Raw genomic sequence first — 22,909 nt, forward strand, 5'->3', positions numbered from 1 at the left:
ATGGCGGTAGGAAAGTTCACCGCGAACCCCGGCGAACTGCGCCGGGCCAGCGACATGATGGAGCAACTGCCCGCGCAGGCGGCCAAGATCGGTGACAACTTCATCTCCGACATCCAGAGCTACCGTGGCTGGGCCGGCTACAGCGACGACTTCGCCCTCGAAGTGCTGCCCAAGTACGACGCCAACAACCAGGCGTGCCTGGACCTGATCAGGGCCGTCGGCAGCGCGTTCACGGCACTGGGCCAGGCGGTCTGGGCCAACGGCCAGCACATCGAAGGGGTTTCGACCTACGCGCGAGACGAGATCGACCGGCAGATGTCCAGCCTGGACGGGCCGGGCGACTCCTCCGAGGGCGGCCGGCACTAAGTGGAGGAGATCGACTTTCCGCCGGACGTCCGGACGATGCTCTGGATCCTGCTGGGCGAGATGCCCCTGCAGGCCAGGGAGAATCTGGCGTGGGAAAGTCGTGAGCTCTACCTGGCCCTCCAGAAGGGCCTGATCGATCTCCGCGCGGCCTCGCGCGAGACGATCCAGATGGTGGAGGCGGCGCTGCCGCCGGAGGTGGCGCGTCCGTACATCGACAGTGTGCGGATGCTCACCGACGCCGCCAACGGCACCGACCCCGTCCAGGCGTTGCTGCTCCAGCTCGACGAACTGGCCAACGGCCAGGTGGACTACTCGCAGAAGATCCAGGCGTCCAAGTGGGAGATCATCGCCGAGATCATCATGCTGATCGCCGAACTGGCGATCCTGGCGGCCCTGATCGCGTTCACCGGCGGCGCGTCGGTCTCGCAGATGTTCCTGGCGCGGGCCCGGAGCAAGCTCGCGATCCTCATCATCATCGACCGCCTGCTGCGGATGTCGCACATCGCGCCGACCCTGGGCATGGCCATCCAGGAGGCCATCCAGACGCTGACCGTCCGGCTGGCGCAGATCGCGCTGAACCCGGGAGGCCGAAAGCCCGGGGGAGTGGACTGGAAGGACGTCGCCGTCGCCGGCGCCTTCGGCGCGCTCACCGCCGGCTTCATGGAGATCTTCGACAAGTTCCTGAAGCCCATCGAGAACTACTTCAAGGACCTCCTCGGGGACATCTTCAACAAGTTCAAGATCGACCCGAACAGTCTGCTGTTCAGGGGACTGGTGAACGGTCCTCCCACCGTGGTCACCGTCTTCGTCGTCGGAGCCACCGCCGAGAGCACCGCCGAAGTCATCATCAACGGGGCCTTCTACGACAAGTGGGAGTTCAAGTGGGAGACGTTCGTCGGCTCCGGCACCAGCACCGTGTTCGACGCGGGTGCGGGGCTGGCCATCGGCGCGGGCGCCTTCTCCCTCTACGACAACTACTTCAACAACGACCGGTTCACCGACATCAACGACCTGCCGGGCCCCGACAGCATCCTGGGCGGCGGCGACGGAGGACCGTCGGGGACGGAGAAGCCCGGCGGCCCGGCGAGCGGCCCGGACGTCAAGGGCCCCTCGGTGGTGAAGACCAACCCGTTCACCCCCGGCCCCGCGACCCCCTTCCCCAACACGGTCTCGGCCGACCTGCCGAACGGGCCGGGCAGCGGGATCGGCGTCCTGCCGCCTCCCGCGTACACGCCGCCGCCGGCCGTGTCGCCCCCGGCCGGCGTGAACCCCCTGCCGAAGGCGGGACCCGACGCGCTGACCCGCCCCACCGACTTCACCCCCCGCGACACCGGCGGTACGAACGGTGTCACCGGCCCGAACAGCGTCTTCGGCCCCGGCAGCGTCGTCGGTCCGAACAGTGTGGTCGGTCCTGACGGCGTCACCGGGTCCAACGGCCTCACCGGCTCGAACGGCGTCACCGGTACGAGCGGGTCGCCTCTGCCCCAGCTGCTGCCGCCCACCTCGTCGCTGCCGCCCACCTCGTCGTCCACGCCCGCCACGCTGCCGTCCTCGTCCCTGCTCGACACCGCGCCGCTGACGGCCCCGCCGACGCCGGGGCGCACCTCCGGGCCCGGGGCGACCACCGACCTCACCTCGTACGACCTGACCCCGGACACCACGCCGGAGCTGACACCCGACCTCACGCCGGACCTGACACCCGGCCTCCTGCCCGGTACGTCTCCGGACGCGTCGGAGGCGACGAACGACCTCCCCGACAACCTCAGCGGGCCGAAGGGTTCGTCCACCGCGCCGGGCGCGAGCACGATCGGCGGTTCGAGCGGCACGGACAGCGCGAACCTTCCCGACGACGTCTCGGCGGACGCGGACGGCGCACGGGACCAACGGCAGGACGAGACCGGGCAGGAGACCCCCGGACGCGGCATGGGCGGCCGGAGCACCGGCGGACAGCCGGGACTCGACGACACCGCGCACCAGCAGACCGACGGCGTCCCGAACCCGGCCGACGCGGACGCCGACGCCCTGGCCCCTCCCGCCCCCGTCGCCACCTCGGCGGGACCGAACACCCCGGCGCCCGCAGCCGGAAACACCCCGGCGCCCGCAGCCGGAAACCAGGGCACACAGCAGGGCACCTCCGTTACGGGCAACGCCTCCCAGCAACCGTCCCAGAACGGCCCGGCCGAGCCTGGCGACGCAGGCGACCTGCCGGGCGAGGGCGAGCAGGACACGGACCTGGCGGATCCGGAGGGCCGGCAGGACCCGGCCGGCGGCATGGAGAGCCCGGCCGCCCCGCAGCTCCGTGGCACCGGCACGGACGGCACCGCTCACGTGCCCGGAGCCGGACGGAGCACGACCGGGCCCGAGAGCGCCCCGGCCGCGCCGGAGCCCGTACGCACCTCCTCGGACCTGCCGGTCGACGGTGCCACCGACGACCGCACGGGCGACGTCCCCCGTGAGCTCGGAGCCGAGACCGGGACGGACCTCCCCGCCGGCCCGGCGCCCGAGCCCGCCGTGCCGGTGGCCGATCCCGTGCGGCCCGAGCAGTGGCGGGCGGGGCGGACCGACGCGCCCGCCGCCGCCGTACGCACCGACCCGCCGTCCGACCCCGGCCCCATCCCGTCCGACCCGACGCCCCTCGACGGCCCGGAGACCCCCGTACGGGCCTGGGTCCAGCGGATCCAGGCCGACGACGGCCGTTGGCTGAGCAACGTCTCGCTCCACCTGCCGGTCCGTGCGGGGGAGGGGTTCCCCCAGGCCGCACTCGACACCTTCCAGGAGCGGATGCGCACGCTCCTGGACACCCACCTGAACCACGGCCTCCTGCTCCCGGCATCGGGTGACCAGCTCCACATCGACCTCACGCTCACGGCCGCGCCCGACCACCCCGAGGCCGTCGAGCTGAGCCGCACCGCGCGGCCGGAGGGGTCGGACCACCTCAACTGGCGGCTCAACAGCACCGACGCGGCCGCCTCGCCGGACGAAGCGGCGGAGCGGCGGACCCGCGACGACGCCGCGGTACTCCAGTACCTGCTGGGCTACGCGGGCGTACCGGACCGGGGCCCGGCGGCCGAGGCGCTGCTGCGCCGCCTGGTGCGGCAGGGCGACGCGGACGCGCTGACGCCCGGTCCCGCCGTTCCGCGGCATTTCCTGGAGGCGGTCGAATCCGTCGTCACGAGCGCCGCCGTCGTCGACCACCCGCTCACCGCGCGGGGCACCCGGCCCGCGAGCGGCATCGACGACCCGGCGCAGGCCCTGCGGACGCCCGCACCCGGCGCCGCGGAGCCCGAGCCCTCGGTCGCGGCGGCCGTCCCCTTCCGCACCACGTCCTCCGCGCCGACGGGGAGCAGCACACCGTCGGAGACCACCGCGCCCGCGTCCGCCCCTGCCACGGCCGCCGACGCCCGGCCGGTCACCGGACAGGAAGCCATCGGGCAGGGCGCCGAGGATGCCCCGCCCGCCGCCGTCCCCCTCACCACCGAGGGCCGGGGCGACGGCCCGGGGCCCACTGCGGGAGCGGGCAAGGGCAAGGGCCGGAGCACGGACCAGGAGACCGCGCCCGCCGACGACCCGGTCCCACTGGACTTCCCCGGCACCGCGGCGGTCGACGAGGCCGTCGACGCGGCCCGCCGGGAGCACGGCGACGCCGTGGCCGCCTTCGACCGGGCCGTCCGCACCGTCGGCACGCTCGACGAGCGGGTGACCGGCGGCCGGGGCGGCTCCGACGACACGGCGCGGCTGTACGACGCGTGGCAGGACGTGGACCGGGCGCAGCGGCGGCTCGACGCGGCCCTGGACCGGCTGCGCGACCTCGGGGCGGACGCCGCCCACGACGCCGCGGTCGCGTCGATCGTGCCGCGCGTGCACCGTACGGACGTCGAACGGCGGCTCACGGCCGCCCTGGTCACCGCCGAGGACCTGCCCGCCGATCCGCCGGGCCCGGCGCCCGGCGACCTCATCACCGCGGACGAGCTGGCCGCCGCCGGTGTCACGTCGGACCGGAGCCCCGCGCTCCAGGCCGCCCTCGACGGCTCCGTGCGCTTCGAGGACAGCGGGATCACCGACCCGGTCCAGCGGGTGCGCCTGCTGATGAACCGGCCCGGCCCCTGGTCCGAGGCGCTCGACGGCATCGCGGCCCGCGCCTCCCGCCGTACCTGGCACGCCGCCTACGAGGACTTCGCGCTCGACACGTTGCGGGCCGCCGGCGTGCCGGCCGGCACCGACCCGGCCGAGGCGTGGCGGCGGGCGACGTCGCTGGTGCTGCCGTTGGAGCTGCACCCCGTGCTCGCCGACTCCCGCCACGCGCGCGGGGACTACCTCGACGCCGTGCGGCAGGTCGCCCAGCACCTCGCCGCGCACGGTGCGGACGCGGTGTCGGGTACGGAGACGGCCGCCCGTGTACGGCGTGAACTGGGCCTCCCCACACGGCTGCCGGGCGGTGCGCCCGCGTCGGCGCAGGCGTCCGCCGCCGCCGAACTGGAGCGGCTGACGCTGCGGGAGGAGCCCGGCAGCGCCCCGGACATCGACGCCCTGACCCGGCGCGTGCTGCATTTGCCCGCCGACGCCGAGGTCTCGGCCGAGCAGAGGGCCCAGCTCCTCGTCACGGTGGGGGACGCGATGGCCGCCGGGTGGTCGTCGAGCGTCGACGCGCTCGGCGCCTACCACCTGGCGGCCGGTGGGGCGCTGGACCACGGGCGCCACATCACGGCGGCGAACGGGTCCTACCAGGGGCTGAACCTCACCGGGCGGTCCCTGGGGCCGGTGGACACCACCCAGGTGTGGCAGCGCCGCGAGAACCAGTTCCAGGGGCCGCTCGAACCGCTGTGGGACGCCGGCACCGGCGCGTACGTGGTGGTGGCCGACGGTGGACACGACCACGTCGTGCTCCCCCGGGGACAGGGGCACATCCGCGTTCCCTGGCAGGAGTTCGTGGAGCTGGTGGCCCATGACCCCGGGATCGCCGGACTTCCGGCGGGCACACCCGTCGTCCTGGTGCTCGCCCACGGCGGCGACCAGGGCCTGGTCCTGCCCCGCACCCTGGCGTTCCGGACGGGCCGCGACGGCGTCTGGGCGCACAGCGGTCAGGTCGGTCTGGTCACCGACCCCACCACCGGCGTCGAGCGGATCGTCGTCGAGAACCGGCGGTCCGAAGGCCGCCCCCTGGGCGGGTGGTTCAGCAGCGACGCCGACGACCTCGGTCCCGACGGAGTGGCCGGGACAGGCTTCGTGACCACACTGGACGGCACGATCCTCCCCGACGCCGCCATCAAGACGCGGACCATCGGCGACGGCGGCCGGTCCTTCGGCCGCGTCACCATGTCCGACCCGGACCTGGTCACGAACGAGCCCATGCTCGAAGCCCTGGCGGAGATCACCGAGTTCGTCCAGTTCGACCCGGTGTCGGAGGGGGCGATCGGCGAACCGGCCGCGCTCCTGGAGAACGGGCGGCCGGTCTACCACTTCGCGCAGCACGGCATGCCGCTGCGCGGGGTGATGGAGGTGGCCGACGGCCGCCCACCGGTCCAGGTGGACGGAGTGGAGAGCGGCCGGTTCATCCGCCGCCGGCCGAGCATGAGGAAGCTCGGCCCGAACGCCGTCATCGACCTCGGGTCGTGCTGGGCCGACGCCACGGCCGAGGACCTGCCCTATCTGTCGGACGCGGGGGAGCCCCCGTACGTGTTCGACGTCCTCGGCGCCACCTCGTACGCGCAGGGCGTGGCCAACGGCAGCGGCGCCGGGGTCATGGCGGTGGACCGCGTCCATGTGCTGATGCGCGCGGCGACCCCGAAGGCCGGTGCGCTGGCGAGCCCCTCGGGCGAGCAGGGCGCGCGCCGCCTGCTGCTTCCCGAACCGGGCCCGGCCGACCTGGCCCCCCTGGCCCGGACGGCGGGGCTGCACACCGGGAACGGGCCGGTCCCCGCCGACGTCCTCGACACCACGCTGAGGCTGGTGAAGGCCCTGCGGCGGTCGTTCGGCGCCGACGTGGCATCGGACGGGCAGTTCGGGGCGCTGCTGAGTGGCATCGGGGCCCTGGAGAACATGCGCCGGGCCGATCCGCATCTGCGCGTCATGGGGCCGTTCACCCTCCACCACCTGCACCTGGTCACGCACGCGCGCCACCGGCGCACCAGCAACGACCCGCCGTCCCGGGACGACGTCCGGCGGGTCCTGCTCGACGCCGCCGGGAAGAAGGAGGAGGCCGCCGCCGGGCGGCTGACGCTGCACCAGTACACGCCCCTGCCGTCGCTGGACTGGGCGCTGAAGCGCCTGGCCGGGCGGGATCTGGCCGCGCTCGCCGCCGACGTGCTGCGGCTGCCGGACGCGGCCGCGGTGTCGCGTCCGGACCAGAGCCGGCTGGTGTGGGGTGCGGTCAGGGCCGCCGAGTACCTGCGGTCGGTGACCGACCCCGTGGCCCTGGCGAAGAAGGCGCTGCACCTTCCCGCCTCCGCCGACCTGACGGCGGACGAGGCGGGCGACCGGCTGCTGTGGCTGATGGCCGGCGCGACCGTCTCCGGGTTCGACCCCGCCGACCCGGCGGACCTCGCCGCCTGGGACCTCGTACGGCACGGCGCCCTCGACGACAGCACCCGGCTGACGGCCGACGGCGTGCCTACCGGCCGCGACTGGACCCGCCGGCCCGTCATCGGGGACATCGCGACCGACGGGTACCTCGTCTCGCCCGACGGCGGCCTGGACGGCGCCACCCCGTACCCGGCACCGTGGCCCGACGCCCCGCCGGGATCGGCCGCGAAGGCGTACGTGGTCCACGCGGACAGCACGAACGGCCATGTCTCCATGCCCTGGCCCGACGGCTCCAGCCGCTGGGTGCCGGGCAGCGAGATCGCCGCCCTGCTCCGCCACGACCGGGTCCACCAGCAGATCGCCCTGCGCGCCCCGCTGCTCGTGGTCGGCGCCCACGCCAACCCCGGCGGGCTCGCGCAGCACATCGGCGGGCGTGCGGGAACGGCCCGGACGACGCTGTTGTCCGAGCTGCCCAGCGCCCCCGTCCCGCACCCGTCGAGCGGTCGGAACGTGATCGTCCTGACGGAGGGGACGACCACGCGGCCGGACCACTGGCAGACCCGGCGGCCCGCCGCCCTGCCCGGCGTCTCCGCCCAGCAGGGCTCCCTCCACACGTTCACCGGGCGGGCGCCCGGGACCGAGTCCTCCACGGCGGTGGCGACCCCGTCCACCGCCGTCGCGCCCGCCGCGCTCTCGCCGTACGTACGCGACCACGGCCGGCGCCACGACGGGCACGTCGGCCTCGTCCTCCACGAGCCGACCCCCGCCACCGTCCTGGACGGACTGCACCGGAGCATCGTCGAGGCCCTCGGCGCCGACCCGGAGGACGCGGACGGACAGCGGCTGCTGATCCAGCTCCAGGACGTGCTGAGCGCCGAGGAGATCGAGCTGAACCGCCCGTACCTGCGCAGCCGCCAGGGACACCGGATCGCGCTCCGGCACGGCGGCCGCAACCGGACGGTGGACGTACGCCTCTCCTACGCCGACCCCGTACGGTCCACGAAGTACGGCGGCGACACCGGCCTGCGCCCGCCGACCCTCCCGGACATGGGGGTCGAGGCCAGGGCGGGCGGCGGGCAGTCCTCCTCGCACGTGGAGGGCGCGGGCAACATCCGCACCGGCTCGGTGCCGTGGAGCGGGATCTTCCCGGACGACCGCGCCGGGGCGCTCCGCTGGTGGGACAGCACCGTCAACGTGTCCGCGACGCACAACCAGCTCACCCAGTCCGTCACCGTCGGCGAGACCTTCCTGGTCACGAGCAAGCAGCAGGCCGAGGAGCCCGCGCACCCGATGGACGTCGACGGGCGGTGGCAGATCCAGCTCGACACCCCCCGCGAGGGCGAGACCGACAACTGGCAGCCCGAGCAGTCGCACGGCGCCCTCACGATCTGGTTCCACGAGCACCTCGCCTTCGACGGCGACGACACCACCGCGCTGCCGGAGCCAGGCGACGTCGACGACCTGCCGCTGTGGGGCGGCGACAGCGTCGCCGAACCGCGCCGCCTGCTGACCGAACTGCTCCAGGACGACACGTTCGCGGTGCTGCGGGACCTCGACGAGGACTCGGAACGGGCGCTGGAGGACTTCCTCTCGCAGCGGATGCTCCAGGGCACCCCGCACCTCCAGCGCGACGGCGGGGTGTTCTCGCCGACCCTCCTGGACGACGACGGCAACGCGGTCGGCGTCCTGGAACTGACCGCGGTGATCGAACCGGGACGGCCGATGCGCAAGAGCGCCGACGGCAAGTCCACGCTGGAGACCTGGTTCTCGCACGCCTCCAGCGTGGACAAGTCGGCCAAGCTGACCAGCGGTATGGGCGTCGAGGCGGCCGGCGGACCGGCGTTCACCACCGACCACACCCCCGGCCACCCCGCTGCCGCCTCGTCCTTCGGCGGCAACCTCATGGGCAAGGCCGCCGTCAACTGGCAGCTGACCGACCAGCTCAGCAACGTCAGCAGCGCCACGCTCATGCACGGGCTCCGCACCAAGAGCAGCCACCTGCTGACCAGCGGCCGGGTCGCCTACACCGCGACGCTGCACCGGGCCGGCGGCGGCCGGGTCAGCTCCACCTTCGGGCCGTGGCCGGACGGCCTGCGGCTGCGCATCGCCCAGCGCGCCACGATGGCGGGCCACCGCCCGACCCCCGAGGAACGGCGCGACCTCCCCGAGCACCTGGAGAAGCTGGAGAGCATCGGGTACACGGAGACGCCGCTGAAGGTGGACGGAGCGGACCCGCTGTTCACCGCCGCCGAGGCATGGCTGCGCGGGGAGGGGTTCCTGCCGCCCGTCCGGCCCCGGAACAGGGCTGCGGCGTTCCGGCTGGACGAGCCGCTCGTCGTGGCTCAGTTGGAGAACCTGCGACGGCTGCGGCAGATGCGATCGACCTTCGGTCTCGCCTCGTCGGCGCCCGACGCCGTGGACGGCGGGCAGTCGGTCTGGTTCGAGCGGCCGAACGCGGTCTCGGGCACCCGCCGGGTGCAGCTGGTCTTCTCCGCCGCGCGGGACACCTCGCGCCCCGCCGTCCACACCCGCCGGCTGCCCGACGTGCTGCACGTCGGCTCCAGCTCGTACGAGTCCGGCGGCGCCCGCCAGCGGGGCACGGCGCTGAGCGGCGCCCTCGGAGGCGGCGGCGGTCTCAACGCCCCCGTCGCCCGCGGCTCCTGGGGGCTGAACACGGCCCCGGACTACCTCGGCACCCGACAGCTCACGGACGCCTCCTCCACCGCCCGCCAGGTCGGCTACGACCAGTTCACGATGACCACCCGGAACGGCAGCGAACTGTTCGAGGTGCCCGCCAGGCTCGGCCTCGACCTGTACGAGGGCACCGACGAGGACCCGCTCGTCCGGTTCGCCGAAACCGACGCCGACGGGAACCCGGTGCGGGCCGAGGCGGAGCCCGAGGCGGCGGACGACCTGGAGATGCAGCTCCAGGCCCCCGCCGCACACACCGTTGCGGGGAGCGTCCGACTGCTGGTGCCGCACTACCGCACCCGCGTCCCCGCACCCGCCCCGGCCCCCGCGCCCCGCCCGGCACAGGTGATCCGGCAGCCCGTCACCGACGGCGGGCCGACGGACGACCAGCGGCGCCTCGCCCTCGTCGACGACCGCGGCCGTCCGCTGCCCGGCCTGACCAGGCTCCCGGAAGGCGCCATCGTCGACACCTTCCGGGGCACCACCGCGCTGATGACGGCCCTGCGGCAGATTGTCGCGGGCACCTACCCGGGCAGTCCGGGCCGGGGCCGTGTCGGGCGCGCCGTCCAGCGCGCCTCCGCGACGCTGTCCGGGCTGGCCACGGAGACCGCCCGGCGGGGCTCCGCGGTGAAGGAGGCGCTCCCGGCGAGCCTGTCCGGCGCCGTCAACCGGGCCGGCTCGGCTGTCAACTGGGCCGCCGCACCGGTGGTCTGGGCGGCCAAGACGTCCACGGACGGTGCGGCGGCGACCTACAAGTGGACTTCCGTCGCCGTGGCGGGCGCCTCCCTGAACGATCGTGGCACCCTGGCGGCCGAGACCCGCCAGGACGCGATCAGGCCCGGCCAGCTCATCTCCAGGGCCCCGCAGATCCTGGGCGGCGTCTACGTGGTGGAAGGGCTGACGCTGCCCGGCATGGCGGCCGACCAGGTGATGATGCTGGAGGTCACCGGCTACCTCTCCAACCCCCGCAACCTGGGCTCCGAATCGCTCTACTCGGAGCAGGACGTCCTGAGCGGCGACACCGCCGGCCGGCAGCGCGGCGTCGGCGTCACCCACCAGGGGAACCTCCAGTTCACGGCGTTGCAGGCGGCCCCGACCCCGCCCGAGCTGCTGATCCACCAGGCCAACCCGGGCGGTCGCTACTCCCAGTCCCGCCGCACCGACGGCACCGCCACCGTGGGGTCCGGCACGAAGATCACCCACGCCACGGAGCACAGCGGCGACACGCTGTGGATCGGCAACGACCTGACGCTGCTGCTGACCGTCCGCCGGGGGGTGCGCAACATCGCGGGGAACACCGTCGGCCTGGGAGCCTTTGCCCCGGTCACGGTCGCCATCGATGTGCCGCGCGCCGTCACCTACCTGGCCCCCGCCCAGGCCGTGGCCCAACTGGCGGCCTGGTTCCAGGGCATGCCCGGCATACCCGCCCCGACGCTGAACCCGCTCGACGTTCCGCTGCCCGACCGGTACGCCCGGACCCGCCAGTTGGGCAAGGCGACCGTCCTGTCGGTCACCCAGCTCGACGACACGACCAACCGCCACGAGCGCCGCGACCGGATGCGCCAGGAGCTGACCGCCCTGGTGGAGAACGAGGCGCCGGGCGTCGTCCGCCCCGCCCACGCCTCCTACCTGTCGGGCGTGGCGACCGAGGTCGCCCGGGTCACCGAGCCCGCCGCGCTGCGCGCCCTGCCCGGACGGGGCCCCGGCGGGCAGGTGCGCTTCCACTTCCTCCACGTCGCCTTCGGCGGGGCGCGCCTGGTCGAAGTGACCCTGACCGCCGAACCGATGCTCCAGACGCCCGCCCTGCGCGGCCTGCGAGGGCGCAGGGCGCCCGCGGGCACCGGCCTGGAACACGTCGACACCCACACCCCGCAGTCCAGGGTGACCACTTCGGGGACCACCACCGCCCGCCAGGGCACGGTCAACCCGGTCTCCCGCTACCCGCGCCCCGGCGCGACCGGGTGGACGGACCGCGCGGGGCCGTCCCTGGCGGTGGCCGAGACCCGCGCCCGTACGGCCCGCTCCGAAGTGGCGACGGAGGACCGCTTCTGGACGCGGTCGGGCAGCGTCGCCGACTTCGCCGTCGACTACCGCTACACCGCCTCCGTCCGCTCCCAGGTCGTGTGGCAGTGGCCGGCCAACATTCCCGGTGCCCTCTTCCAGGCCGGCCTGCTCAACCTGTCCGGCCTGGACGGGGACGTGGCGCAGCGGGTCACCGGCTGGATCGGGCGCCTGCTGCGCGGCCGCCCGGTCAGCCGGGTCTCCGTACCGGCGGCGACGGCCCTGCGGTTCGTCGCCTCCGAGGCCGACCAGCCCAAGCAGCACGAGGGGCCCCGCCGGCCCGCGCTGCTCGGCGGCGACCCGCTGCTGCTCACGGCGGCCGACGCCGCGGCCCAGGGGACCACCCCCTTCCCACGGGGGGTCCGGCTGGAGACCACCGGCCCGACGCCGGTGTACGACTACAACGCCGCCCCGCAGCTGATGCAGGCGCTGCACGACGTCGACCCGCGCATGGCCGCCGCGTGGGGCCTGCCCGCGAACGCCTCGGCGGAGGCCGTCGCCGCGCGGCTCGGCGAGCTGATCCAGGCCGGCGAGATCAGCCTCGACCCCTCCCGCACGGCGGCGGGCCTGACCGGCGTGATGCCCGGCAGTTGGCCGGTCGAGAGCCCCGGCACCGCACCGTCCCTGCGCATATCCCTGCACAACCCGCGACCGGTCACGGAGGCGGGCGACGTCGCCATCGACCGGGTCCGCCGGCAGAACCGCACGGCGGCGGTGGCCTCGTCCGCCGCCGGTTCCTTCGTCCTCAACCAGCAGGGCTCCTACAGCCTGGCCAACGGCAGCCGCCAGGTGCTCGGGGTGACCTTCCCCCTGGCGGCGCAGCAGCCCCACGCCCTCTCGTCGGGGGGCAACGCCTCCGCCTTCTCCTTCAGCCGGCTGCGGACCGGGGCGACCAGCGATCCGGCGGACCGGCGCATCCCCCGCACCTACGAGACCCTGGTCGACACCGTCATCGAGGTCAACGGCCCCGACGGCGTCCGGTACGTCACCGGCAGCTCCACCACCCGGCTCTGGGAACGCGACGTCCTCGGCTTCGGCGTCACCCCGGCGCGACCGGGCCCGCGGATCTACGACCTGCCCGCGATCCTCGCCGACCAGGACGCGGACGACCTGCGCGACTGGGCCCAGCACCCGGTCACCGACCTGCCGGACGTGCTGGCGGACGCCCTCGACGAGCAGGACGCGTCGGCGGAGCTGTGGCTCGCGCTCGGCTCCGACCCGGACGGCACCCGACTGGCCCGCGCCCTGTTCGTCGGCTCCCTGACGGCTGCCCGGACCGGGAAGCCGGTCGAGCTGGTCATCCGCACCGGCCAGGGGCTCCGGAACTGGCCCTTCGCCGCCGACGGCTCGCTCACCGACACCACCGCGGCCACCGACGAGGCATGGCAGAACGTGGCGGACACCATCGGCGTCCACCTCGGCGCCGTACGGGCCGAGGCGGCGGCCCGGTACCGCGAGGGGCGGCTGACCCGGCGGCAGCCCGGAGCGCTCACCGCGCTGGACGCCGCCGACCGAACGCTGGACACCGCCACCACCGCTCACCGGGACGCCGACCGCGCCCACACGGCCGCCCGCCGCACCGCCGCGACCGTGACGACGGAACTCACCACGCTGCGGGGCCGGATCACCGAGGGGCGGGCGGAGATCACCCGGTTCGACACCGAGGCCCGCGAGGCACGAACCCGCTACGACCACACCGCCGACGAGGAGCGCCGGCTCCACGCCCGGTGGCAGCGGGCACGTGCCGAGGTGGCCCGGCTCGAAGAGCTGGTCGCCGCCGCCCCGGGCGCCGATCCGGCGTCCCCGGACGGGCAGGACGCCCTGGAAGCGGCGGCCGAACAGGCCGATGCGCTCCGGGATCAGGGCCGGGCCTTGCACCAGCGGCGCGAGGAGGACCTCGACACGGCGGAGACCGCCCGCGAGACGGCGCGGGAACTGCGGACCGGACTGGAGCGGGCCCTCGCCCGGGAGACCACGCTCGCCGGGAACCTCCGGCGCGCCCAGGCGGGCGTGGCCGAGGCCGCTCGTGTCCTGCGGCAGGCGGAGGCCGGGCTGCGGCGGGCGACCGGGGCCCGCGACGCGATCCGGGACCAGGCCGACGGCATCGAGACCGAACTGGTCGCAGTGCGCGACGAGTTGAGCGAGCAGTCGCGCCGCCACACCCAGGCGTGGGACGACCTCCCCGCCCTCACCGACGCGCTGGAGACCGGCCGCCGCGCCGAGGGGCTCGGCGACGGCCCGTCCCTGCGCAGCACCGTCTCCTCGGCGCCCGCCCGCCCGACCCGGGCCGGGCGGCTGCGCGGACAGCCCCTGCCCGCCCCGCCGCCGGAGACCACAGCCACAGCCACGGCCCCGACGCCCGCCGCGACGCCGACGCCCGTACCGCGCCCCGACCTGCCCGTGGCCGAACGCACCGAACTGGCCGCGCGGCTGGCCGCGATGACCGAGGACGAGCGCACCTCCCGGCTGCTGTCGCTGTCGTCCGCCGACCGGGAGGCCCTGGCCGCCGACCGGGCGCTCAGTGCCGGGCTGCGCCGGGCCTTGGCCGCCGAGGAGTTCGCCCGTACCGCCGCCCTCCTGATGGTCGACGTGCCGCCCGGCGTGGACCTCCCCGTCTCCTCCGGCATCGAGGCGCGGGCACAGGTGGCCCGGATGCTGCGCTCGCCCGCCGTGGCCGAACGCATGCTGAACGAGGGCGCGCGGCTGATCGTGGTCCCCAAGGACGCCGCGACGACCGCCCTCGACCCGTTCAGCACCCTGCGGGGCGAGACGGACGAGAACGCGCGCCCCTTCGACATCCTGCGCGGAGTGGAGGCCGGCGGGCTGGTCGCCGTCGGCGAGGAGAACCTCCTGGGCGACACCACCGCCGTACCCGGCTCGGGGCTGTACGCCGACGGCTACTCCGCCGCGACCCACGAGTTCGCGCACGCCCTCCACCGCCACGGCCTCACCGACGGACAGCGCCGGCTCATCACCGAGGCGTACCACGACAAGGTGCTGGCGGGCGGCTTCGGCGCCTGGCCCGACGGGCCGCCGTACGACAGCTCCGGCATCCACCGCAACTACTCGGCCCGGAACGAGTTCGAGTACTTCGCCCAGCTCACCAACGCCTACCTCGGCACGAACACCGGCACCGACCCCTACACCGGCCACCCCCGCAACAACGGAGCGAAGTGGGTCCGGCGCAACGAGCCGAAGCTGCTGCCACTGCTCCGCGAGCTCTACGGACCCGATCCGAAGGCCGTACACCCCTGGGGCGCCAACCCCCGGGCCCAGGAGGACACCTGGGCGGCCTTCCGCGCCCTGTGGGACGAGAACGACGGGGCGTACGAACCACAACCCCACGCGCCTGTCCCCGCGCCGCCCGCCCCACCGCGCTCCGCCCCGCTCAGCCGCCCCCGGCTGACGGCGACGGCCCGGCGGATCGCGGGCCCCGCACCGCGCCGGGGAGGCCTCACCGTGCGGCGGTGCCTGGTGTTGCTGGGCGCGCTCCGCGACGCCCTGTATCCGGGTGGCGTGCGCCCGGCCGGCACGGTCGACGACGCCGCGCTCGGCACCGCGACACCGGCCTCCGCCCTGGTCACGGGGCCGGGCTGGAGCCCCGTGGGCTCCTGGGAGGCGGTGGCCCGGTCCGTCGCCGACCAGGGGCCGGGCGCGGCGGCGTTCGTCCTGGCACGCCGTCAGGGCGATGCGTTGGGCCACGCGTGGGCCGCCTACCACCTGGGCGGATTCGACGGTGTGATGTGGGTGGACCTCTCGGCCCGGGACGGCCGGCAGCTTTCCTCCGCGCCGCCCCCGGTCGCGGCGTCCGAGGCGCGGGCCATGGTCGTCGGCCCGGCGGGCCGGGCCGTCGAGAGCGCCCTGCCCGCCTTCGCCGCGTCGTCGTCCACCCCGCACGCCCTGCTGGACGCGGCGACCGCCCGCGCCTACGGAGCCATCGGCCTGGAGATCGAACGGCGGCTGGTCTTCGTGATCAGCGGCCTCGGCGACGTCCCGGCCAAGCAGACCCTGGCCACCGCCCCCGGCTTCACGATCGTCACGGACCACGGGAGCGTCACGCGGACGGCCGACGGCCGCCTGCACCTGACCTTTCCGCCCGTGGCGCCGGGCGACCCGAAGCCCCAGCAGTTCGGCTACCTCATCGGCGAGATCGTCGTCGAGCCGATGGCGGTGCTCCCGGGAGAGCGGCGGCAGTCCGCCGAGGAGACGCTGGAGCGGCTCGCGCGGGTGGAGCGGGCCCTGGACGGCCGCGACGAGCCGGGCGCCGCCCCCCAGGTGGCCCTCGCCGACCTCCTGCCGGCCGAGGACGGTTGGACGGTCACCGACCTGGGCGGCAGGGCCCTGGTCGGCCAGACCCCGGTCCGGACGAACCGCGCCTACGTGCAGCCCACCACCGGCTTCCCCGCCCTGGGGCTGAGCCTGCTCCAGGACCGGGCGGTGGACCGGCTGCCGAAGGGCGCGATCGGGGCCGTGGAGGCATCGGGCCGGGAGTTCGCGATGAAGGCCACCGCGGAGTTCGTCCGCGCCGTCACCGGGCGGACCGACGTGCCCGACGTGGTCGTCCCCTTCCTCGCACCGGTCCCCGACGTCGACGACCTGTGGGGCTACCTCCGGTTCGCCTACGCCCACACCGTCGCCCGGCCGACCGGTGTCATCCTCAACCAGGGTCCCGCCGCGTTCATGGTGAAGAACGGCCTGGCGGTGGCGTCGCGCCCGGCCCTCGACCGGGTCCTGCGGGCGCTGCGCCCCCGGGCCAGGAACTTCCTGGACCTGCACCACGACGGCATCAGCGCGGGCCTCGCCGCCACGCTCGGACGGCTGCTGGAGCTCTACCGCCGGACCATCACCCCGGACAAGCCCCTCTTCCCGGGCTACTTCGACGCCACGATCGGCGACGTCCCCTCCGCGCGCGAGCACACGACCTCCGTGCTGACCGGGCGCACCTCCGAGGGCGAGGTCGTCACGCAGAAGCAGACGGTCGACATGGACGACCACCGGTATCCGGCCCTGGACACCGACGACGGCCGCCTCGACATCCCGCTGGTCCTCACGGAACTGCGTCACTTCGCTTACGCAGGTGAGCAGTTGATGACGCCGGAGGAGATCCGGCGGGCCGTGGCCGAGCTGGCGGAGCTGAGCCGCGAGGCCTACCGCCGGGCCCTCGCGCAGCGGGCACCGCTGCCCGACGACGTCCTGACCGAGTCCCTGAACCGCATCCTGGACAACGAGGCCGTGCGGGGCCTCGCCCACTTCGTCCAGATGGTCCTCATGGCCGGCCTGCCCCAGCCGTCGGGCCCCACCCGCCGCCTGATGTCGGTGGGTGAGAGCCAGCAGATCTCCCGTGCCCTGGGCGAGTACGCGCTCGGCACCCCGCTGCCCGCCGACCACCCCCTGCACCGGGCCCTGCGCACGGCGGTCCAGGAGGCGGCCGACGCCGTCGAGACGCTCCCCCCGGGGCACCGGCCCCGGCTCCAGGCCATGGTCACCGCCGCGCGGGGCGCCCTGGAAGTCCTGGCAGACCCGGAGCGGACCCCGCCGCCGATGGTGTGGGCGTCCGAACTGATCGCGGCCGACGGCTCCCGCGTCCTCCTGGACCGGGTCCTCGCGGTCAGGCACCGCGCCGCCGACGGCACCCCGCTGGGCACCTCCTCCCGCCCCGACCAGGACTGGCAGGACGCCCGCCGGCAGACGTACGGGCTGCTGCGCGAGGTGGTCGGCTTCACCTACGTGCGCCCCGGCCCGGTGACCCTGGAGAGCCCGGTCCAGAACCTGCCGTTCCACGACGCCTACCTGGTCGGACTGCGCGGCGGACCCGAGACCGCCGCGCTGGCCCTGTCCGACGGCACCGACGCCGTCGTCGACTACGCGCGGATCGTGGACTTCCTGTTCGCGTTCGACGGACATCTGACAGCGCTCGTCCCCGGCCGCCCCGTCGTGGTGGCGGGGGCCGATCTGGCGGGCCCGCCCTCCGCGGACCCGCTGGAGACGCCGGTGGCCGGCCAGATCCTGGCCAACGGCCTGGGCCACTGGATCTGGACCACCGGCAGCGGCATCGAACCCGTCCTCGCCCCGGGCGACGGACCGACCGGACCGCGCTGGCAGCTGGCCGAGAGCGACTGGTGGGCCGGGTTCCGCCCCGAGCCCACCACCCCCGAACTGGCCCGGTGGGCCGAGCGGATCACCGGCGACCGCGGCCGGGCGCCGGACGTCCTGCGGTGGGTCCGGGCGATCCGGCTGGTCTACGGCCCCACCGTCGACGATCAGGACAGCGCCCTCGCCACACTGCTCCACGGCTTCCGGGCGCTGGAGCACACCCGCGCGGCCAACGGCTTCACGACACCGCTCACCTGGAGCGGCCTCCGTACCGCGATCAGCGCGTACTTCACCGCGAACGGGCAGGCCGAACCGCCTTTGCCGGTGGCGCTGCAGTTCCTGCTGCTCTCCGCCGCCGGATCGGCCGGGGTCGACCTGGAGCTCGCGGGGGCGGCGATCACTCCGCTCCACCACAGCGTGCGCGCCTGGAACGCACCCGCCTCGGGCGTCGTCGAGGATGTCACCGACCAGGACGAGGAGATGTCCCTCTTCGCCCCGGCGCCCGCCGCCCAGCCGGTCACACCGATCGCACCCGCGCCCTCATCCGTCCCCGCCGCGGCGTCGGACGCCTTCGCCGGCCCCGGCGACCCCGTGCTCGACCCGAAGACCAGGATCAAGGGGCCGTCCGGCACCACCCAGGGCCGTAACTGGACCCGGGCGGAAGTCGACCGCGTCCTCCCGGGAACGCTGCGGACCATCGAGAAGCGGCCGGACAGCGCGGCCAAGGTCGTCTCGACCGGCCGGGCGCCGTGGCCGGACACCGCGTACGTGGTGATCGCCGACGGCGAGAACGGCCGCGTACTGCTGCCGGACGGCCGGGAGCTGGGCCCGGAGGCGGTCGCCGACGCGCTGGCCGCCGACCCGGAGCTGGCGAAGCTCCCCAAGGACGTGCCCGTCGTCCTCGCCGTCCCGTACACCGGGGACCGCTACCAGCAGACGCTGCAAGCCGTGGCCGACCGGCTGGACCGCACCGCCTGGGGGCCGAGCGGGACGGGCCGTGCCGTCCCCGACGGATCGGGCGACCACGTTCTCGCGCTGCTGGACCGCGACGCCGACGCGCCGGTCGGTGACTGGGTGTCGGTCGAGCCCTCGACCGCGATCGGGGCCTACCTCGACCGCACGTGGACGGCGCTGGACGGGACCGTGTTCCGCGACAGCGACGTCCTCACCGTGCCGCTGACCGACGAGGACCACCGGCACTTCGGGCGGCTGGCCGTCGAGCAGAAGGACGGGCTGCGGCGGCGGGCGCAGCGGCTCCGCCGGTTCCGCCAACTGCGCGAGCTCTCCCACCGGCTGCCCGAGGGCACCGACGCGGGCACCGAGAACGCGCCGGTCGGCTCGGAGCCGGTCACGACGGACGCCGCCGTTCACGTCTACGCCGGGCACGGCGCACCGGGCCGGATGCACCTTCCGCTGCGCGGCGGCCGGACGGTGTGGCTGAAGAAGGAGGAAGCGGCGGCGTACATCGCGGGCCTGCCCGAGGTGCGCAAGCTGCCGCCGGGCCACCGCATGCACCTGGAGGTGTGCTGGAGCTCCTCGGACGGCGACCCGCACCGCCAGTACCCCTCCCTGGGTGAGACGCCCCACGTGGACGACCCCCTCGACGACGTGCCGCTCGACCAACTGGTGGCCAACGTCACCCGCCGGGAGACGGACGGCTCCCTCCGCCAGACCGGCTTCAACGACACCCACCGCATCGCCCTGGCCTCGGCGACCGGTCAGCGGGGCGGCAGGGTCCTGCGCCGCCCCGAGCCGCTGGGACCCGCGCTGGACGCCCTGGCCCGGGACTTCGGACTGCACCGCGGTGCGGACACGGTCTCCCCGGAGACGCGGCAGACGATGCTGCGGCTGGTCCGGGCGGTGCGCACGGTCTTCGGCACCACGTTCGAGGACCACCGGGGCGGGCCGGACGGCCGGTTCGAGCGCGTCATGAAGGGCGTCGTCGCGCTGGAGCGGATGCGGGCCAACGACGGGACGATCTCCCACCTCACCCCGTTCCGGCTGGACATGCTGGACTTCTTCGTCCAGGAGCACACCGGCCGGGCCCCCGACAAGCGGGGTTACGTGGAGCTGCTCGACTTCGCCACGGAACGCATCGACGCCGACGAGAACGCCAGGCTCACCGACGCGGTGCCCGCGCCGTCGCTGGAGATCGCCCTCAGGCAACTGGCGGACAAGGGCGAGCAGATGGTCCGCCACGTGCAGTCGCTGCCGGCCCCGGCGCCGTTCACCCCCCGGCTGGTCGCCTCGACGCTGTGGGCCACGACCCGTGCCGCCCGGCTGCTGCGCCCGATGACGCCGACCGCCCGGGAGGCCATGGGCCGCAGGATCCTTCACCTCGACGCCGCCACCGCCTGGGACCGGTCGCGGCAGGAGCCGCTGTGGGCGCTGCTCACCAAGGCGATCGCCGAGGGCGTGGACGCCGGCGACCAGGACGTCATGGCCGCCTACCACCTCGCGGAGAGCGGCGCGTTCGCCCCGCCCGCGGTGCTCCGGCAGGGAGCGAACGACCAGGGGATCAACTGGTCCGGCACCGCCATGCCCGCCGGGGTCGACTGGGGCAGCGTGCGGCAGATGACGTTCGGGCCCAAGGGCAGCGCCATCGGCTCGGTGCAGCCCGCCTGGACCGGCCCGCACAAGCCGATGCCGGTGCTGAACGTCGTGGAGGTCGACGGGGCCGGACGGATCGTGCTGCACCTGCCGGGCCGCCCGCCCCTCCCCGTCTCCGAGAACGAGTTCCTCGCCCTGCTGGGGAGGGACCCCGGCCTGCGGGCCCTCCCCCTGAAGCACCCCGTCCTGTTCCTGACCACCGGCCCGGGAACTCTGAACGCCCAGCTGGTGCGGCGGTTCTCCGAGCGCACCGGACGCCCCGCGTACCGGTACAGCGCGCCGATGATGCTCTCCTCCGGCGACCCCGCCACCGCGCTCGGCATCCTCGCGCTGACCGACCCGGCCACCAAGGCCCCGGGCACCTGGACCCGCGCCGCCCGGCAGACCGACGCCCCCGCGGCCGCCTCCGGCACGGGCGACCTGATCGTCTTCAGCCCGTCGGACCGGAAGGCCGGCGCACTGCCGGACATCGGCTCCCTGAGCGTCGGCGACCGGGTGCAGCCCCCGTCCGGCTCGCTCCTGTCGCCCGCGACGCTGATGACCAACGCCTCGGGCGCCCCGCGCGGCCGCAACCTGACGCAGGAGAAGGTGCGCCGGCTGCGCATCGGACGCGTCCGGGTGTACGAGGAGGAGCAGGGCACCCCGCCCAAGGAGAAGGCCGGCGCGGACCAGGCCGCACCGTGGGGCGACTCGGCGTACGTCGTGTGGGGCGAGAGCGGCACGGACGGGGTGCGGTTCCCCGACGGGCGCACGCTGGACGCGGAGAAGCTCGCGGCCGAACTCGCGGCCGACCCCGAGCTGGCGAAGCTGCCCCAGGACGTCCCCGTCGTCCTGGTCGTCCCGCACCTGGCCGACGAGCGGTACCTGGCCTACCTGCGGGCGGTCGCCAACCTGCTGGAGCGCCCCGTGTGGGCCCCCAGCGGCGACGGCCGCCTGGTGCGCAACAAGAAGCGCGAGCACGTCCCGGCGCTCATCGACCACGGCCCGGACGAGCCGCTCGGCTCCTGGGTGCCGTTCCGGCCCACGAAGGCGGCCGCCCCGCTCCCGGACCGCGTCTGGACGGCGCTCGACGGCACCGTCTTCCGCGACGGCGACGTCCTCACCCGGCCCCTGGTCTCCGACCGGAACGAACGGTTCGGCCGGATGTCGCACGGCGATGACGCCCGGGGCCGCGAGGACCTGATGCGGTCCTACCAGCGCGCCAGGAAGCTGGTCCACCTGATGGCGTCCGGCAGCCGGACCGCGCTGATCAGCGAGGAGCCCCGCACCCCCGACCCGGCGTCATACGTGTACGTCGCCCACGGGCTGCCCGGCGGCCTGCAACTCGCCCTGCGCGACGGCCGGACGGTGTGGCTGGGCTCGGCGGACGGCGGCCAGTACATCGGCGGACTGCCCGAGGTCACCGAGCTGCCCGAGGGCCACCGGATGAAGCTGGAGGTCTGGTGGAGCGATTCGGCGGGGAACCCGGCCCTGCCGCAGCTGGACAACCGCCCCGCGCCCGCCGTCCAGGACCCGCTGGAAGAGGTCTCGCTCGCCCAGCACACGGCGAACGTGAGCCGCCGCCGCACCGAGGGGTCGCTGATGAGCAGCGGCTTCCACACCGACGCCCACATCCTGCACGACGCCCCCGGCGGCGTCGCCGGACGCCGCAGGTGGGTCGTCCCCGAGCCACTGCCGCACGAGCTGGACGAGATGGCCCGCACCGGGGCCCTGCACACCGAGGACGGGGAGGCGTCGCCGGAGGTGCGCGCGACCACCCTCCGGCTGGTGCGGGCCCTGCGCATCGTCTTCGGCCCCGAGGCCGAGCAGGACGAGGCCCTGCACGCGCGGCTTCTCCGGGGCATCGGCGCCATCGAGACCCTGCGCGCCAACGACGAGGCGCTGAACCGGTTCACCCCCTTCCGCATGGAGCTGTGGACCTTCATCGCCCAGCGGGTGGGGGGAAAGACCCCGGGCCCCGACGACTACCGGAAGGTCCTGGACCTGGCCGTCGGCCTGCTGGCGCAGAAGCCGGAGGCCGCTCTCGGCGAAGCCATCGGCGACCCGGCGATCCAGCACGCGACACGGCAGGTCACCCAGTTCGGCGCTCCGCTCGTACGGAACGTGCTGCGACAGCCCGAGAACGTACCGGTCACCAAGCGCGCCGTGACGCAGGCCTTCTGGGCGATGGCGGGCGCCGCCCAGCAGATGGCCGGCCGGGACGACGCGTTCACGGAGAAGCTGGGCCGCCGGGTCCTGCATGTGTTCCCCGACGAGGAGTGGGCCCCGGCGCGGAAGCAGCACCTGTACATGCTGACGGCCCAGGCCATCGCGGCCGGAGTCGACCCGGCGGACTTCTTCGCGCTGGCCGCCTTCCACCTCGCCTCCAAGGGCGCGTTCGGTCCCGCCCACCACCTCCGGGCCGGGGAAGGCTTCCAGGGCTTCAACTGGAGCGGCAACCCGGCGCCCGGTGGCATCGACCTGAGGGCCGTCGGCCGGCAGGACACCGAGGGCGACGGCACCTCGCTCCAGCACTTCCGCGCGCCGTGGACCGCCGCAGGCGAACCCGGGGACGTCATGGTGGCGTGGA

2 protein-coding genes (1 of these 2 cut by a window edge) are annotated in these 22,909 nt (G+C 74.8%); both read left to right on the forward strand.

The annotated features are described in order from the left end of the window. Window positions 1-366 carry a hypothetical protein gene (locus N7925_RS26145; protein WP_265601862.1) on the forward strand — a complete coding sequence of 122 codons (366 nt, stop codon included), beginning with the start codon at window positions 1-3 and terminating at the stop codon, window positions 364-366. Then, a protein-coding gene (locus N7925_RS26150) for a lonely Cys domain-containing protein (protein WP_274345333.1) crosses the window boundary here: on the forward strand, window positions 367-22,909 show its 5' portion. It continues 13,337 nt past the right edge of the window; the window shows 22,543 of its 35,880 coding nt (coding positions 1-22,543); it begins with the start codon at window positions 367-369; its stop codon lies beyond the right edge, outside the window. It begins immediately after the preceding gene.

Origin of the sequence: Streptomyces sp. CA-278952 (assembly GCF_028747205.1) — a bacterium.
Classification (GTDB): domain Bacteria; phylum Actinomycetota; class Actinomycetes; order Streptomycetales; family Streptomycetaceae; genus Streptomyces.

What these genes read in the sequence shown, in the direction of transcription:
- N7925_RS26145 (WP_265601862.1), top strand. Translation starts at nt 1, where the DNA reads ATGGCGGTAGGAAAGTTCACCGCGAACCCCGGCGAACTGCGCCGGGCC.